General features: G+C 48.3%; 12 protein-coding genes. 9 read left to right on the forward strand and 3 right to left on the reverse strand.

Annotation, left to right across the window (positions count from 1 at the left end):
- Both PSHG_RS28785 and PSHG_RS23100 read left to right on the forward strand, forming a co-directional pair.
- Positions 1-1,182, forward strand: a complete 1,182-nt coding sequence (locus PSHG_RS28785) for a DUF58 domain-containing protein (protein WP_010278385.1) — start codon at positions 1-3, stop codon at positions 1,180-1,182.
- Positions 1,175-2,500, forward strand: coding sequence for a DUF4129 domain-containing protein (locus PSHG_RS23100; RefSeq protein ID WP_010278387.1), 1,326 nt, complete (start codon positions 1,175-1,177; stop codon positions 2,498-2,500). Before PSHG_RS28785 ends, PSHG_RS23100 begins: the two co-directional genes overlap by 8 nt.
- 157 nt (positions 2,501-2,657) lie before the next feature.
- Here the strand turns inward: PSHG_RS23100 and PSHG_RS23105 are convergent, their stop codons facing one another.
- Both PSHG_RS23105 and PSHG_RS23110 read right to left on the reverse strand, forming a co-directional pair.
- Complete coding sequence (locus PSHG_RS23105; RefSeq protein ID WP_010278389.1) at positions 2,658-3,326, reverse strand: serine/threonine-protein kinase; 669 nt, start codon at positions 3,324-3,326, stop codon at positions 2,658-2,660.
- 519 nt (positions 3,327-3,845) lie between these two features.
- Entirely contained in the window at positions 3,846-5,387 is a 1,542-nt protein-coding gene (locus PSHG_RS23110; protein ID WP_010278391.1) for a bifunctional GNAT family N-acetyltransferase/carbon-nitrogen hydrolase family protein, read from the reverse strand.
- Between the two features lie 494 nt (positions 5,388-5,881).
- On the opposite strand from PSHG_RS23110, the gene PSHG_RS23115 reads away from it, so the two are divergent.
- Entirely contained in the window at positions 5,882-6,184 is a 303-nt protein-coding gene (locus tag PSHG_RS23115; RefSeq protein WP_010278393.1) for a hypothetical protein, read from the forward strand.
- Positions 6,185-6,360: 176 nt separating this feature from the next.
- Here the strand turns inward: PSHG_RS23115 and PSHG_RS28790 are convergent, their stop codons facing one another.
- Positions 6,361-6,930, reverse strand: coding sequence for a Gmad2 immunoglobulin-like domain-containing protein (locus PSHG_RS28790; protein WP_010278396.1), 570 nt, complete (start codon positions 6,928-6,930; stop codon positions 6,361-6,363).
- 273 nt (positions 6,931-7,203) lie between these two features.
- Here PSHG_RS28790 and PSHG_RS23125 point away from each other — a divergent pair, with 273 nt between their 5' ends.
- From PSHG_RS23125 to PSHG_RS23150, 6 genes are all read left to right on the forward strand, one after another.
- Entirely contained in the window at positions 7,204-7,383 is a 180-nt protein-coding gene (locus PSHG_RS23125; RefSeq protein WP_026021574.1) for a hypothetical protein, read from the forward strand.
- 290 nt (positions 7,384-7,673) lie between these two features.
- Positions 7,674-8,411 carry a glycerophosphodiester phosphodiesterase gene (locus PSHG_RS23130; RefSeq protein WP_010278398.1) on the forward strand — a complete coding sequence of 246 codons (738 nt, stop codon included), beginning with the start codon at positions 7,674-7,676 and terminating at the stop codon, positions 8,409-8,411.
- 124 nt (positions 8,412-8,535) lie between these two features.
- Positions 8,536-9,297 (forward strand): Cof-type HAD-IIB family hydrolase, encoded by a 762-nt coding sequence (locus PSHG_RS23135; protein ID WP_010278401.1) that lies wholly within the window; start codon positions 8,536-8,538, stop codon positions 9,295-9,297.
- Between the two features lie 510 nt (positions 9,298-9,807).
- Positions 9,808-12,906: an efflux RND transporter permease subunit gene (locus tag PSHG_RS23140; RefSeq protein WP_010278405.1), complete on the forward strand. Its 3,099-nt coding sequence runs from the start codon at positions 9,808-9,810 to the stop codon at positions 12,904-12,906.
- Between the two features lie 27 nt (positions 12,907-12,933).
- Positions 12,934-14,187 (forward strand): efflux RND transporter periplasmic adaptor subunit, encoded by a 1,254-nt coding sequence (locus PSHG_RS23145; RefSeq protein WP_010278407.1) that lies wholly within the window; start codon positions 12,934-12,936, stop codon positions 14,185-14,187.
- Positions 14,188-14,224: 37 nt separating this feature from the next.
- Positions 14,225-15,970, forward strand: a complete 1,746-nt coding sequence (locus PSHG_RS23150) for a hypothetical protein (protein ID WP_010278411.1) — start codon at positions 14,225-14,227, stop codon at positions 15,968-15,970.
- Positions 15,971-16,150: the final 180 nt, after the last annotated feature.

The raw sequence follows: 16,150 nt of genomic DNA on the forward strand, positions 1-16,150 counted from the left end.
ATGAGTATAGCCTGGACATTGTTCGTAGCGTTTCTGATCATCGCGGGGCAAAGTCTGATCTACAAAAAATGGGCGCTGAAAAATATCACGGTCACCCGTCATTTTAGCCGCTCAGCTGTCTTTGAAGGGGAAGAAGTGCAGCTGGTGGAAAAAATCAGCAACCGCAAGCTGCTGCCCGTTCCATGGCTTAAGCTCGAGTCCTTGATTCATGCCAACTTGCAGTTTCGCAAACAATTTAATTTGAATATATCCGGCGGCGAGATGTTCCAGAATCATTCCAGCTTATTCAGTCTCATGCCCAACCGGCTGATCACCCGGCGGCATTATATTGTGTGCAAAGGGCGTGGGGCTTACAATCTGAACAGCGCCACGGTAACCTGCGGGGATCTGGTAGGGCTGCAATCCGTCTATACTACCATTCCGCTCAATGCAGAACTGCTGGTCTATCCGCGGACTCTCAGCATGGACGAAATCCCTCTGACCCGCCGAAGCTGGCAGGGGGAGCTGCTGGTCAAGCGTTGGGTGATGCCTGATCCTTTCATGATCCAGGGAGTTCGTGAGTATCGGAATGGGGACTCTATGAAGGATGTCAATTGGAAAGCCACCGCGAGCACGGGAGAGCTGCAGGTGCATAACCGCGGCTTTACCGCCGATCAGAAGATGATTATTCTTCTTAACTTTGAAGTATCCGAAAAAATGTGGAATGCCGTCACGGATCCCGAACTGGTCGAGCTGGGGATCCGCTATGCAGCTACTATTGCGGAGGATGGTATTCGCCAGGGGATGGAGGTTGGCTTCGGAACCAATGGTTATACGGTAGACGCTCCTAAAGAGCCGGTCTGGATTCCTCCGTTAAGCGGACAAGAGCATATGACGCATCTGTATGAAACAATGGCTAAGCTGGTTATTGATTGCAGCTGTGAGATGGCTGCTTACCTGGAAAGAGAATTTACCCGCGATAGTGGAAACGTTGCTTACGTTTTCATTACAGCCCATACCGCGGATAAGCTGATGAGCAATATCAGGCGTCTGGAGCGAAACGGAAGCAAAGTGGACATTATTCCGCTGGAGCATAAGCAGCAAGCAGAAGCCGGGTCCACTGGCGATGTCCGGTCGGAGGTTGAAGGCGAGGAGGCTTTAGGAGAAAAGGTTCGGGAAGGGGAGGGGACAGCTATTGCATAAGCTTCGCGCAGTACTTAAAGCTTTTGGGCATGGGGTCATTGAAATGATTTTGTTCATGCCGCTTCTGCTCCTGCTTCCCATATATCTGGCACCGGCGGGCACCATGGCGATATGGCTGCTGCTGCTGTCAGCCGGTTATTTGGCTGGAGCGGTGTTCGTCATAGGTCTCCATATGCGGCGCAAGTGGCAGCAGTTTCTCGGAGCGGTGCTGCTAGCCTTCCTGCTTGCCTTGAATATCATCGGCACCACTCTCTGGGGCTATATTACCGTGGTCCTGCTGGTCATCGTCATATTGCGGGGAGTATATATGGCATACCGGCAAATCAATCAGGTGTATCCCGAACTCTTTTACTTTATCGGGCCTGGACTATACTTTTTGACTGCGATATTTTACTCCCGGCTGGAAGAGCTGAATCCCTATGCGACCTTTATGTTTTGGCTGGGCTTGCTCTCGCTTCTTATCTGTCTCTTCTTTTCCAACCGGGTTCATCTGCAGTGGACCTCGATTACGCAAAATCGCAATCAGAATCAAGAGGGTCAGCAGAAGCTGAACAAGGGGCTGCTTCTGCATAATCGAATTCTGCTTCTGGGGCTGCTTCTGATCATTGTGATAGCCAGTCTGTTACGGCAGATCCAGCAAGGGCTGGCGTGGCTGTACTCGCAGCTCGTGGAATGGGTTAACCGTTTATTGGCCTCCGATCCTGTGGAGCCGCTGCCGGAGACCGAGCCAGGCGCTCCTTCATCACCAGATTTCGGGTATATGGAGCCTGCTGAGCCGCATCCATTCTTCGTCTGGTTGGAAAAAGCGGTGCAGGCAGTCTTTTATGTAATTATGATCGCTGTTATCCTTATCCTGCTATTCTGGCTGGGCAAACGATTGATCCGTCTGGCCGGCTGGCTGTCGAATTGGTTGAATTCCAGAATGGACCGGAAGGGCGAGGATAGCCCGTATACCGGTTATGTGGATGAGGAGGAAGTGCTGGATGGGGGCTGGAAGCCGTTCGCCGGAGCGACTGCTGAACGCATGCGGAGCTGGATGGATAAGCTGCGAAACCGAGAGGCTGCATGGGAGGCTCTGTCGAGCAATCGGGAGAGAGCCCGGTACTTATTCCGACACTATATCCGCAGCCGTCCTTCGCGGCAGGCTGTCCGTGAATCGGCTACTCCCCGGGAGGCTGCTGTAGCGTTATCCGGTCAATACCCGGAGAATCAAGAAGCGATAAAGAAGCTTGCGGAAAGCTATGAACAAGCGCGGTATGGCGACAAAGAGCCGAGGGAGGATCTGGAGCAAATCCGTAGGGAGCTTAACATTAAATAAACTCGCTCCCGGATAACTAGCCGGACTGAGAAGGCGTTATAGACTGACGATAAGCTATTATTTCGGCTCGGTGTGATCTATTTCTGGTCAGCAAGATTTATTTCTGCTGGATAAGATTTATTTCCGCTCAGCATGATCTATTTCTGCATGATAAGATTTATTTCTGCTTAGTAAGATCGCTACTTTTTATCCGGCGGTAGCTCTTGCGAGCCCAATTCAGGATAAATCCTGGCACCGGAGGCGGGGGAAGAATCAGGAAGGGCCAATAGAACCGGTGATAAGCTTTCTTTAAATCATCCCACATCGGATCGTGCCCGGGATATAAGAAAGCCGAGACATCGACAATGCAGCCGCGGCCCTCAGCGACCATCACATTTTTGCCGTGCACATCTCTAGGGTTAAGCCCCTGCTGGATGGCGTGGCTTAGAGCCTGATCAACATCTATGATGACCTGACGCGGAATGCGGATGCCTCTCTTCAGGCAATCGTACAGAGTTACTCCTTGCAGGCGTTTTAGAATCAGGTAGGAGATGCCCGCATGGTAGCATTCGGAATAAGCCGGGTGGCTCCCCAGCTTGCGGTAGACTGCGATTTCGTCCCTTAGCCCGGGTCTGCCCTTTGCATAAACCTTTATCGCAAAAGAATCAAAGTCGGGATGTGTGAACACGGCGGCGAAATTCCCTTTTCCAAGAAGCACCCAGCCTTCTGGCTGGTTATTGATTTCAACGGGGTCCTCAGGAGCTATGCTCTTCAGCACCAGGGAGGGGAGCAGGTCGGTTTCCGCTTTTTCAATGAGTTCTTGCAGCGCGGCCAGGTTCATTGGCATCCCGGGGTAACCTCCTCAAGCTAGAGTTGTGTCGCTTCCCAGGTATACCCATTACAGAAGCAAGATATTCATGCGGGAGCGAAGGAGTATTTTTCCACGCCTGCCGGTCCTTGCTCATAGGAACTGCTGCGCTTCTAGCTTATAGGAAATACCCGCAGTTCCTGTTTACAGGAAACCTCCCTGATTCATACTCCACTTGTATTTAACTGAGTGATGCTGCGGCGGGAAAAATGACACACGGTCTGCCTCTAATGGGCAGACCGTGTTTTGCGCTAATGTTTGCTCTCGTTCGTATTCGGGGAGAAAGAAGGGGTTACATTCTAACGCTCGCCCTCGTTCCCCTCGAACAACTGTTATTTGCGGTGAAAGTGATCCCGGTACGAGCGTTAGAATCGAAAAAGGAGCGCAGCGGGCCGCAGCGGCCGGCTGCACCGGGTCTAATATCGGACTGGATAATGTTCCAGTATAGACCGTTGAAGCTGCAAGAACCTTTTTACATGAAGCGAGCAAACCAAACGGCTACTCGATTGTTTTCAGCTTCACCTCGAACAAGTCCGTGCGCCGATCCTTCAGCTGCAGCACACTGCCGGAGTGACGGATGCGGCGAAGCAGCTCAAGGTCAACGTCCCCAACGATCAGCTGCTCAATATTCGGATGACATTCAGCGATAATTCCGTCTCTTGGGAAGGTGAAGTCCGAAGGGGTAAAGATCGCCGACTGAGCGTATTGAATATCCATGTTGACCGTATGCGTCAAATTTCCTACCGTTCCGGCTATTACCGTATACACCTGGTTCTCTACAGCCCGGGCCTGGGCGCAATAGCGTACACGCAGATAGCCTTGACGGTCGTCCGTACAAAACGGACAGAAGATGATGTTAGCGCCCAGGTCGGTCACAATACGGGCCAGCTCAGGGAACTGAATATCATAGCAGATCAGAATGGCGACCTTGCCGCAGTCCGTATCAAACACACTAATTTCATTGCCGGGCTGAATTCCCCACCATTTCCGCTCATTCGGAGTAATATGCAGCTTGTACTGCTTCTCGATCGTCCCGTCACGACGGAACAAGTAAGCAATGTTGAAAATCCCCTGATCTTCCTCGACAAAGTGGGATCCGCCAATAATGTTGACGTTATATTTGACCGCCAGATCAGTAAAGTGCTGAATATAGGGCTCCGTATATTCGGACAGCTCCCGTACGGACTGGCTTGGTGATTTTTCCGCCAAGAAGGACAAAAGCTGAGTGGTGAAGATCTCCGGAAACACGATAAAGTCGGACTTATAGGTCGAGCTGACTTCGACGAAATATTCGCATTGAGTTGCAAAATCTTCGAAAGTATCGATTTTTTTCATTTCGTATTGAACAACTGAAAGGCGGACCGGATGCGATGTTTTGAACTGTTTTTTCTTGACGGGCTGATAATCAATATTGTGCCATTGCATCAAGGTGGCATAACTTAAGGAGGCCTTGTCGTCCTTCAAATAATGCGGATTAATCCGGTTTAGCACGAAGCCGTTCATGATTTGAAAGGTCAGCACCGGGTCGAAAATGTTATGGTTAATCACTTCGTTGACATACTCTCGTGGTGTCATTTCAGATGCGTACTTGTGATAATTCGGAATCCGGCCTCCAATTAATATGCTGCGCAAATTAAGCTCTTTTGCTAAATTTTTGCGGGCATCGTACAGTCTGCGGCCTATCTTCATTCTCCGGTATTCCGGATCAACCATTACTTCAATGCCGTACAAATCCAATCCGGATGGATCGTGATTCGTAATATAGCCATTTGCAGTAATCTGATCATATGAGTGCTGATCGTTGTATTCTTCGAAATTGATAATCAGGCTGGAGCAGGAGCCGATAATTTTGCCATCGTATTCCACACAGAATTGGCCTTCCGGAAAAATGGCAAGGTGACTGCGTAGATGCTCCTTTTTCCAGGGGTCCATATTTGGAAAGCAGCGGGTCTGCAATTCAATGATTTTGTCAATATCAGCTGCTTCTATTTGGCGTAATTCAATCTTCTTTTCAAACTTGGAGAGATCCAAATCGGACATTTTCTATTCCCCCTTCTATATGTCTTGTCAAAGGAATGCTATTCCAGTGAGGGTTTATCGTGAATGGGCCGACTGTGCTTAACATAGCAGAGCCCTTGTAGCTGCGGCAATCCTCTTCATTTTACCCGGAAACCGGGATGTTGAAAAGCACCCGTTTATTCCCATGCTAGGGAGCTTTGACGGAAGGCATGGAACCGATGGCTGCTTGATGCGTACTATACGTTATAATGTGAACACTAAGGCTTGTGATCATGTTATTGCAGGAGTTGCAGGAGTGGAGGAAATTTCTCCTGCGCGAAAATAAAGGCCCCCAACCAAATGAAAAAATGATATCTTGAATACATCCCTTTCATAAACAATTTTAATCTGCCCGGGTACCCAATTTAGATTCATCTGAACCGGTGATTCTTTACTTTATGTTGTGGATTAAGCTCGGACGTTGGTATTATGAAATTGATTCGGATGTGAAAAACTTAGGATAAGGAGATTAAGGTATGAACAGAGACACTTTACGCATAATCAGCGTTGTGCAATTGCTGTTGGAAATTGGAATTATAGCCGGCTACGTGATCGCTCTCATTCCATTCGGATATGTCTGGTCTTCAGGCTGGGTGCTTCCGCTTACGGTGATCAGCTTCATTATTGCTCTTTTCGCAAAGAACAACACAGGTGTATTTACTGGTCTTAACGTAGGGATGGCCTTGTTAAGCTACATTCCGGTGATCGGTTACGTTCCAAGAGTTGTAGGGATCATCTTGTCCATCATTAATATCAGCCAGATTCGTCGTGAGCTGTAATTGAAACCGGCTGATTAGCAATGCGGGAGCAGGAATGGACAATCGGAGAACCGTTTTCTCAATCCTTCGCATAACAGGTAAGCCGGCCAAGGAGAATGTCCTTGGCCGGCTTAAGTTTGTCACGGCTGAAAGAGCCAGCTTAAGAAAAGGAATATGCGGAAGCCGACAGGTACGGATTACCGGAAGCTTTCTAACGGGATATTCAATAGGTGCAGGGGGCTCCCGTCCTTAGCGCTGGCTTCCCAAATTTCGAGGGTCAGCGTACCGTTAACCGGAAGCCTATCCTGTGGAATAGCCAGGTCAATGGTGAAATTCCCCCAACTAGGTGCTCCGTTAGAGGCAGTTGTGAAATCCTCCAGCAAATAATCGTGGCCATCGCTTACTGCATAGACGAAGGAAGCTTCCCACACTCTGGCTTCCCCGGTAATTGTATAGTTACCGTTGCTCCCTGTGATTTCATGAATGCGGAAGGCCTGGTTTTCGTACACATCTCTAATTTCAACGGCGAATTTCTCCTGGTTCCAGCGAACTGTAGTGTTCAAATTCTCAGAGATCGCTTGAAGAGGAACATAAGTATTGCCTTCATAATTAAGCACGGGCAAACCGGCATTATTATATTCCAATGTGTTAACTTCAATAGGATAAGTGGCTTCCACAAGCCGATATTCCTTAATAGTATTGGCGAGGATAGTGGTAGACGCTGTTAAGCTGGCGCCAATTACTATGCCGATAATCAATTTTTTCATAATCCATATCTCCCCTTTCGGACGGTGAAGGTATGATAAAAATAATAAAGGCCTTAAGAGGTAAAGCTTTCCTGGTTCAGGGGAATACTATTGCTTTACCCCGCGAGGCTCTTATCTAAACAGACGCAAGAAACCATAAAATGTTACAGTAAAAAGAGAATTTATTCTCCTGCCTACATCGGAATGACCAGCAAATATAAATGACGGTTTAGATCTTGTACTCATACAGAACAGCAAGGAACATCTCCAGTTTAAAGAATGGAGACTTAAGAGTTGCACTACTATATAAGCTATAAAGGGCGGAGGTTAAAAGGGCCTCTGACAAGAGAGGATGCGATTAAAGAGCTATTCGAATTGAAGCGTACATTTAAAGGCTTGACTATTGTTATAGTAGATGAGCAAACGGGAAAAATAAAAGGCGAGATTAATCCGGGACGCAAGAGAAGAAAATAATCCTGGTGCGAACTAGGCAAAGTCAAGCAAATGTCGTAAGGAATAGTGTTAAAAACCATCTATTGACGATTGGTGCATAGGGTGCCATAATGATCAATAGTTAAATAATGTAGGTAGAGACGACGTGAGAAAACCTAGCTGTTCCAGCGATATTGAGCTTGGCGTAAATGGTCATTAACTGTTTCGCTTTTTCTGGCTATACCGCTGCAGGTTTTTGTCGTCTTTTTTTGCTGTGGCTTATTTTCTTGGCTGGAGCACACCACTAATCGACCAGAAGGAGAGACTTTGACATGTCAACCAGTAAACCGCTCGTTATTGGGCATCGCGGAGCTTCTGCCATAGCTCCCGAAAATACACTGGCAGCTTTTAAGGAAGCACTTAAGCAGGGAGTCAATATGGTAGAGCTGGATGTGCATTTAACGAAAGATGATCAAATTGTTGTATGCCATGATCAAACCATCGATCGTACGACCAATGGTGAAGGTGTTATTCGCGAGATGACATTGGAGAAAGTTCAGAGCTTTGATGCGGGCAGCTGGTTTGGCGATGCTTTTAAGGGCGAGAAAATTCCGACTCTGGAAGAAGTTATCAATCTTTTTCCCGCTGACGTGTGGATTAATGTAGAGGTAAAAAACTTTTATGACGGCCGCTTAGGGGAACAGCTGGCTTCTCTCCTAAAGCGGACCAATCGACTGCATACAGTCGTCGTTTCCTCCTTTTATCATAAGGAACTTGTCCAATTTAAAGAAAACAACCCCGAAGTATTGGTTGGCATACTTTATAACGGCAGAGATTTGTATGATCATGTTCACTATGCCCAATCGCTGCCGGTTCCGATTTATTCGCTTCACCCGAATTTTAAAGAGATTCCGGAATCTGATATCAAGAAAGCGATTGAGCACGATATTAAAATTTTCCCGTACACCATTAACGAGCCTGAAGATATGGTTGCCCTTATAGAAAAAGGAGTTACTGGACTAATTACCGATTATCCGGACAGGCTTCAGGCAATAGTAAAGTCGTTATAAATTCATGCCCTGAGTTTATCCGAGGATCCAGGGTAATTTCGAAGGAGAGCTCTGTTCATATTGTTCTGATTAATAGGGCTCTCCCTGTTATTCTCATTAATAACAAAGGAGAGATCCCATATTCATGGCGAATTATAAATTGCTTGCACTGGATCTGGACGGAACGCTGCTGACAGAGGAAAAGAAAATTACGGAAACGGCCAAGCGTTATATTCATGAGGCTGTAGAGCAGGGAGTTACCGTTATATTTTCTACAGGTCGGGGAATTCAAACGACGGAGCATTTGTGGAACGAGTTGGGATTGCAGTCTCCGATGGTGCTGCTGAATGGGGCCGAGCTGTGGGGAGGTCCGGGTGAAGTAGTTGAGCGTCATATCATTCCGAAGGAAGATATTATCAGGCTTCACCAGCTGGCTGTTGAACATGATGCCTGGTTCTGGGGGTACAGTGAAGAGGCTCTGACACGGAAAAGCGAATGGACCGATGAAATGTTTGAGCGCGAATGGATGAAATTCGGTATTCGCCATGATGATTTGGAAGTGATCGGACCGCTGCGTGAAGCAGTGGAAGAATGGGGAAACTTGGAGGTAACGCGTTCTGCACCGGTTAACATGGAGATTTCCTGTCAAGGTATTTCCAAAGAAAGCGGAGTGCGAAAAGTATGCAGCTGGCTAGGAATCGAGCTGTCAGAGGTAATGGCTGTAGGAGACAATATGAACGATGCCAAATTAATAAAGGCAGCGGGGCTTGGTGTAGCTATGGGCAATGCCGATGAAGAGCTGAAACGGATTGCGAAGGAAACAACCGATACTAATGAACGGGACGGGGTAGCCAAGGCGATCAGCCAGTTTTTACTGGGACGTACCTATTCCCAAGCTCCTGCCTAGGGGCCTGTGCCTTACCCGAAAATAGCAATCGATTATAATACCCGGTTAAGTAGATAATATAAACATAAATAGGCGGCCTTTAGTCCTGAATTCCGTGGACTAAAGGCCGTTCTGTTTTGCCTGCAATTGCTCGTAAGACCAACGCCTGCGCAGCAGGCAGCATCTCTGCCGCGGGCTCCGCGGGCAACGTATGCGAAAAACGCATAGAAACACCGCAGCGCCCTCGAGGGCGTTTTTGTTTTTTCACCGTTAGGCAGAAACCGCTCGTATAAGCTGGAACAACTCGATTCCCCTGCCTGTAGACATTAGGCCCATCTTAGGTAGGGGAGAGAACCTAGACCTCAGTCGGGTCATAAGGAAAATATGACTGGATTCACAGGAGGATTATGACTTTTTCCACCTTTCAACAGAAGACCCAACCGTTATAATGTGAAAGGGACTAGTAGGGTTTTCATCAAAAAACGATATCACGGATTTACCCAAATAAAGAGCAGAGGGGGATAATGGGAATTGGATCAAATGATCAAATTTTCAATGAAGAACGTGGCCGCTCTGATCATTATTATGATCATGCTTTTGTTAGGCGGCTTATACGCGACTTCCAAGTTGAAAGTAGAAATGATGCCGGATATGTCCTTTCCGGTGGTGATGATCTCAACACAATACATAGCTCCTCCACGTGATGTGATGGAGCAGGTAACAGAGCCGTTGGAGAAGGCGATCTCCGGGCTTGCTGGATTAAAGAGCATGAGCTCTACTTCCAGCGATAATTTCTCCTCGATCATGCTGGAGCTGGAGAACGGGTATGATGCTGAGGAAGCCAAGCAAGAGGTTGAAAATTTAATTAAAAGCGCCCGGCTGCCTCAATCCGCTGAGACACCGAATGTCGCGACCTTCGGTTTCGCTTCGGAGCCTGTTTATTACTTGGCTCTGTACGGCCAAAACGGCATGAACCAGGTTGAGCTGGATAAGGTGTACAATGACATCATCTTGCCTGGATTAGAGTCTATTTCCGGTCTCGATCACGTGGATTCGATCGGAAACCAGGAGGCGACCTTAACCATTCAGCTGGATGCCCCGCTTCTTGATCATTACGGATTAACTCCAGGTCAAGTTACCCAGTTTATTCAGGCCTCTATGTTAGCAAGCCCTGCGGGGACCGTCGAGCTGAACGGAAACACCCAACAGGTGCGGATAGCCGGACAGTTCGATACGATCTACAATCTTGAACGGATGGAAATAGCAACTCCTCGCGGCCAGACTGTCCAATTGCAGGACATTTCAAGAATTGAGGCAATCAGTGAGTCTACGTTTATTGCCCGTTTTAATGATATGCCGGCCATTGGTGTCCATTTGTACAAAACGAGCAGCGCTAATGCGGTAGAGTTTGCGGATGCCGTGGATGCGATGATCGAGCAATGGCGCGTCACGATGCCTAATATTGCCTTCCAAAATATTTACAACACGGCCGAGGATATTAAAGATTCCATTGCCGGCATGGTGCAGGAAGGATTGCTTGGCGCCCTGCTCGCTTCTATCATGATCCTTCTTTTCTTGAAAAATGTTCGCATGACTTTAATCGTTCTCGTTTCTATTCCACTGTCAGTTTTCTTAACGATGCTCGTTATGCTGCCGTTAAATATTTCGCTGAACATAATGACTTTGGGCGCGATGGTTATTGCCATTGGGCGCGTCGTTGATGATTCGATTGTCGTCATCGAAAATATATATTCCGAGCTGCAGAAAGCCGAGAAACGCAATGAGTCTGTTATTTTCCTGGCGACCAAGCAAGTAGGGATGGCGATCAGTTCTTCTACAATTGCAACCGCTGGCGTATTCCTGCCTCTTGGATTGGTAGGGGGGCCGGTAGGAGAAATATTCCGGCCGTTTGCTATAACGCTGGCCACAGCTTTAATGGCTTCCTTGCTGGTTGCTCTGACGGTTATTCCGATGCTGGCCAAAGTGCTTGTGCTGGGAAGCAAGTCGATCAAGCATGAGGAAAAGGTAGGGCCGATCACCAGAGGCTATCAGAAAGCGCTGGAGTGGTCGCTTAAGCACCGGATTAAAACGATGCTAGCTTCGGTCCTTATTTTTATTCTTTCTGTTGTTCTTATTACTCCTTTTCTGGGAGTGGCATTCATGCCGGACAGTGAATCGGATAAACAGATTATTTTTGATATCAAGCTGCCCCGGGAGACAACTATGGAAATGACGGATGCTGCTGTCCGCAATATGGAAGCTTTGCTCAAAGCAGAGCTGGATGCAGAGGGCAATCCTAAATTTAATTACATAGAGTCTCTGGTCGGGTATCAATTCAGCTCTGAGCAGATTCCTTATCGCGCCACAATGTTTACGCAAGTGACCGAGGGAACGGATGCGAAGGCTGCTGTCAAGGAGTATGAGGAAAAGCTCAGCTATGATCTGCCTGGAGGCTCAGAAGTTATAGGCACGTTAATTTCTTTCAGCGCGGATGGTATGAGCGGTCCTGATTTCCAGTACTCGTTGAAGGGAAATGATATGCTTACTTTGCAGCAAGCCTCGGAAATGATCAAAACCAAGATGCAGGAATTTCCGGAACTGAGCTCTATTGAAGACAGCTTGAGTGAATCCAAGCTGCAGATTGATGTGACGGTCGATCAGGCGAGAGCCCGTTTGTATGGGCTGACGTCCGCACAAGTGCTGGATACGGTTAACGGGTGGATTGGCAAGGCCCAATTAGGAGATTTGAAGTTCGATAACGTCATGTACAAGACGGTTATCGAGGTCGATCCTATATACAAGGATTCCTTGGAGGCTATCGCCAAAATTCCGTTAACGGCTCCTACAGGTAATATTGTTTATCTGGATGAGATTGCTTACATCCAACAAGTCGAAGCACCTGCTTCTATTAGCCGTAATAATCAAAGTCAAGTGATCAGTGTTTCGGCTACGATCGAAAGCATGGACAAGGGAGGCATAAGCGCCCGGGTAGCGGCCGCTCTTAATGAGCTTGAGCTTCCCTCCGGAGTAACCCGCGAGATTTCAGGGGTAAGCGATCAGATTATGGAAAGCTTTATTGATTTGTTTGTCGCTATGGCCGCATCGGTATTTATAGTTTATCTAATCATGGTGCTGTCGTTCGGGAATGCCAGCGCTCCGTTCTCGATTCTGTTTTCCCTGCCGCTTGCTGCGATCGGGGGACTGCTAGGGCTCTTATTAACAGGAGAAACTCTCAATGTTACCTCCATGATAGGCTTCTTGATGCTAATCGGAATCGTAATTTCCAATGCGATCGTATTAATTGCCAGAGTGCAGCAGTTGAGAGAAGAGGGGTACTCCATGAAGGATGCTCTGATTGGGGGCGGTATCTCCCGTCTGCGTCCAATTATGATGACTGCGGGCGCTACCATCGTAGTACTATTCCCGCTTGCACTTGGCTTTTCTCACGGGGCATTGATCTCTAAAGGCCTCGCCGTCGTTGTTATTGGCGGGCTGACCACATCCACGATCCTGACCTTGTTTATCGTACCGGTTGCCTATCAAATGATCTATCAATTTAACGGTTGGGTAAAACGGTTGTTCACACGGAAGAAAACCGCTATGCCGAAGGAAAAACCGGTTGCATCCTAAAAAGTATAAGAGAAGGGAGAGTTAGCTTTGCTTAAACATCGTCGTATGCCTACCAAAATCAGCATTTACAAAGCGATAACAGCTGTTATTTTAAGTTCTGCGATCCTGGCGGGATGCACGGCTCCAGCACCTGAGGCAGAGAGCGCGAATCCAGAAGGGCAAGTGAAAAAAGTACGCATCCAGGAAGTCGGCAAACTGCCCATCGGCCAGCCATTAGAACAGGTAGCGGACCTCGTTCCCTCCCTGCAAATGGGGGTGTTTGCCAAAGCCAATGGTGATGTCACTCAATTGCTCAAGCAGCGGGGCGATTACGTTAGCGAAGGGGAAGTCATCGCCCGCCTCGATTCGAGTGATGTCTTGCTGCAAAGACAAAAAGGAGAGCTCGGAATCAAAGCCTCAGAAGCGCAATTAAGCCAGGCGAGGCAAGATTATAACAACGGGCTGACCGAACTGAGAAACTCCATCAGCAAGATGGAGAGCGCTATTGATGAAATTCAAAAAAACTATAACAAGATGCGCAACAATTACGATTTGGGTTTGGTTACCCAATTCGAAGTTGAGCAGATGGAGACCCAGCTGAACAATCAGCTTAAAGACCTGGAAATTCTCCAGCAGCAGCTGCAGACGATGGAATCGACCAATCCGCTGGCTGCGCTCGAGGTCCAGTTGGAAACCTCCCGTCTCAGCATTCAAGAAATTGACCGTAATTTGCAATATTATGAGATTAAGGCCCCGCTTAGCGGTTATTTGACCCAATTGCCGATTGTCGAGAATATGACCCTCTCTCCGGGGACGCAAGTGGGTCAAATCGAGCAGTTGAATCCGATTAAGCTGGTTGCCAACTTATCGGAAGAGGCAGCGGAATATCTTCGCGGCAAGGAGCAGGTTTCTTTCCGGGTACCGGGAATCGAGGAGATCCAGACAGGAACGGTGACTTACTTGGCAGAAGTGATGGATACCACAACAAGAACATTCGAGCTGAATGTGGAAGCAGCTAATGACGAAGGGCTGCTGCGGCCTGGCACAAGAACATACATCCAGTTGTCCGGTGAAGAAGAGCGTGAAGTCATTGCCGTTCCTACCTCGAGCATTGTTCGCGAGGGTCCAGATACCTTTGTTTTTGTCCTCGTGGGAGATACAGCCGAGAAACGGCAGGTTCAGTTGGGACGTCTGAATGGACTGGATCAGGAAATCGTTAGCGGGCTGAATGCAGGAGAATCTCTAATTGTATCCGGGCAGCATCAACTGACCGATCAGGAAAAAGTCGAGCTGCAGCCATAATCACATCACAACATTAGAAAGGACGGGAGAAGATCTGATGAGGAAACAGTGGAAAAAGACAGCAGCGATCGTGGTGTTAAGCGTATCCTTGGCAGCGACGGGCGGCGCGGTATTTGCCGCTACCCCCCCGGCGGCTGCATCATGGTCGTTAACCGGATCCTATGCGCTGACTGAAGTATTGAGCGTCGACGTTAAAAGCTTGGTCAATGAGCGGATAGACGGGGGAAGCCGAATCGGAACCGTTATCCGCATGACTAATCAGGGAGATCGCAATGCGAGAGTTCCAGACTATGAATTGCGGGTTGAAACAGGAGATGGGCTCGTCTACACTTTACAGCCAAGCGGCACCAATGCAAGAACGGTACAGCCTAAGGAAACTGTCGAGCTAAGCTATATTCTGCAGGTGGACCGGCAGGATTCCTTCACACTCTCCGCCTTGCATTGGATCGACATTGACTGGTATGTCTATCCAAAGGCAGAAACCAAGGTGCTCTCTCTTCCCGTGGAAGGGCTTGAGTGGACCGGCAGCTCGTCGTCTTCCATGAACGAAGGGCAGGCGGCTGTAACTAAATGGGGAGATTCATTCTCCATACCGAGCCTAGCCTCACCGTTAGTTTATACGCCTGTCAAACTGGAAACAGACACAACCCCGGAAGGCTATGTAACCTTGGTCACCCTGCTGGTGGAAAATCCCGGTGAGCGAGTCGAGACCGTGCCGGACTTTGAGCTGGAAGGGCTTGCCGGCAGCGCGGTTTATCCTGCCGGACGTGTAGAGCAGCAGCCGGTGACACTCTCGCCGAAGGATAAGAAATATATCCATTACTCGATCCCTTCGAATTCAGAAGTGGCGTTTCAAACCTTGAACGTTCTGACCAACGAAAGTTATGTTCAGGTGGGCGAGCAGGGACAGCCGGTTCCTGTTCAGTATCAGGTAGGACGCCTGCATATCGCACTTCCAGATTTGAACTGGTCGCTCTATTCTTTGGATGAGTATACTCTCGGAGATCCTATGGTGCTGGATACTTTGAATGCTCATATTTCTAAAGATTTGGAGCTCTCGATGGTGGAGCTTTCGATGCACGAGAACGAGGGAGAAGGCTACAAAACAGCAATTGCCAAGTTCACAATGAAAAATACCGGCGATCGTCCGATAGCGGTCCCACCGCTAGAGGCTGAGCTTCGCAGCAATGGCGGCTACACCTATGGCGGTGTCCGTCAGGCGACAACGGCAGAGCAGCTTATGCCAAATCTCAATTATGTCGTCAGCTATTTCTTCGCAGTACCGGATACAGAGGACGGCAGTCTAATGGCTCTTTCCTTATCGGAAAGACAGACTACAGGAGCCTTTAAAACCTCTGTTGCCTCTTACCGGGTAGCAGCAGGTGTAGAAGAAAGCACGGATACCATTCTTCAGCTTTATCCGTATCAGGTGGCTATTGAAGATTGGCATTTGCGTGCAACTACTAATCTGATGCAGGGCTTTGCTACATTCTCCTATCAACTAAATCTTGATTTGGATATTACCATTCAGGATAAGGTAGTGGTGGACCAGCACTTCTCCAACCTGAAGATAGAGCTGTTGGATCAAACGAACCGCTTGATTGCTACCGAGACCCGTTCGTTTGTCGGTATGAACCGTCTGGTGGATGGCCTTAACAAAATCGACTTCACTAATTTGGTCACGGAACAGCATCAATTTCCTTTAACGATCAAAATCTACGAATCGATGGAGACCCCATCCGGAGAAGCTAAGCGATTGTTAACTACATTCACCCAAAGATAAAGAATCGATCCCATGCCGCGTCCGGCTGTTGCAGCTTGAAGCCAACAGCCGTGACCGGCTTTTTATTTTCCCCAAGTACAAGGCATGCGTTAACCACCGTTATGTGACGCCGAGTACCGCGCTTGGAGCTCCGCATGATGCGGAAAACTGAGGAGCCGCTTCGCGCGCGAGAATTTCTCT

This window comes from Paenibacillus senegalensis JC66 (genome assembly GCF_000285515.1).
GTDB lineage: Bacteria > Bacillota > Bacilli > Paenibacillales > NBRC-103111 > Paenibacillus_L > Paenibacillus_L senegalensis.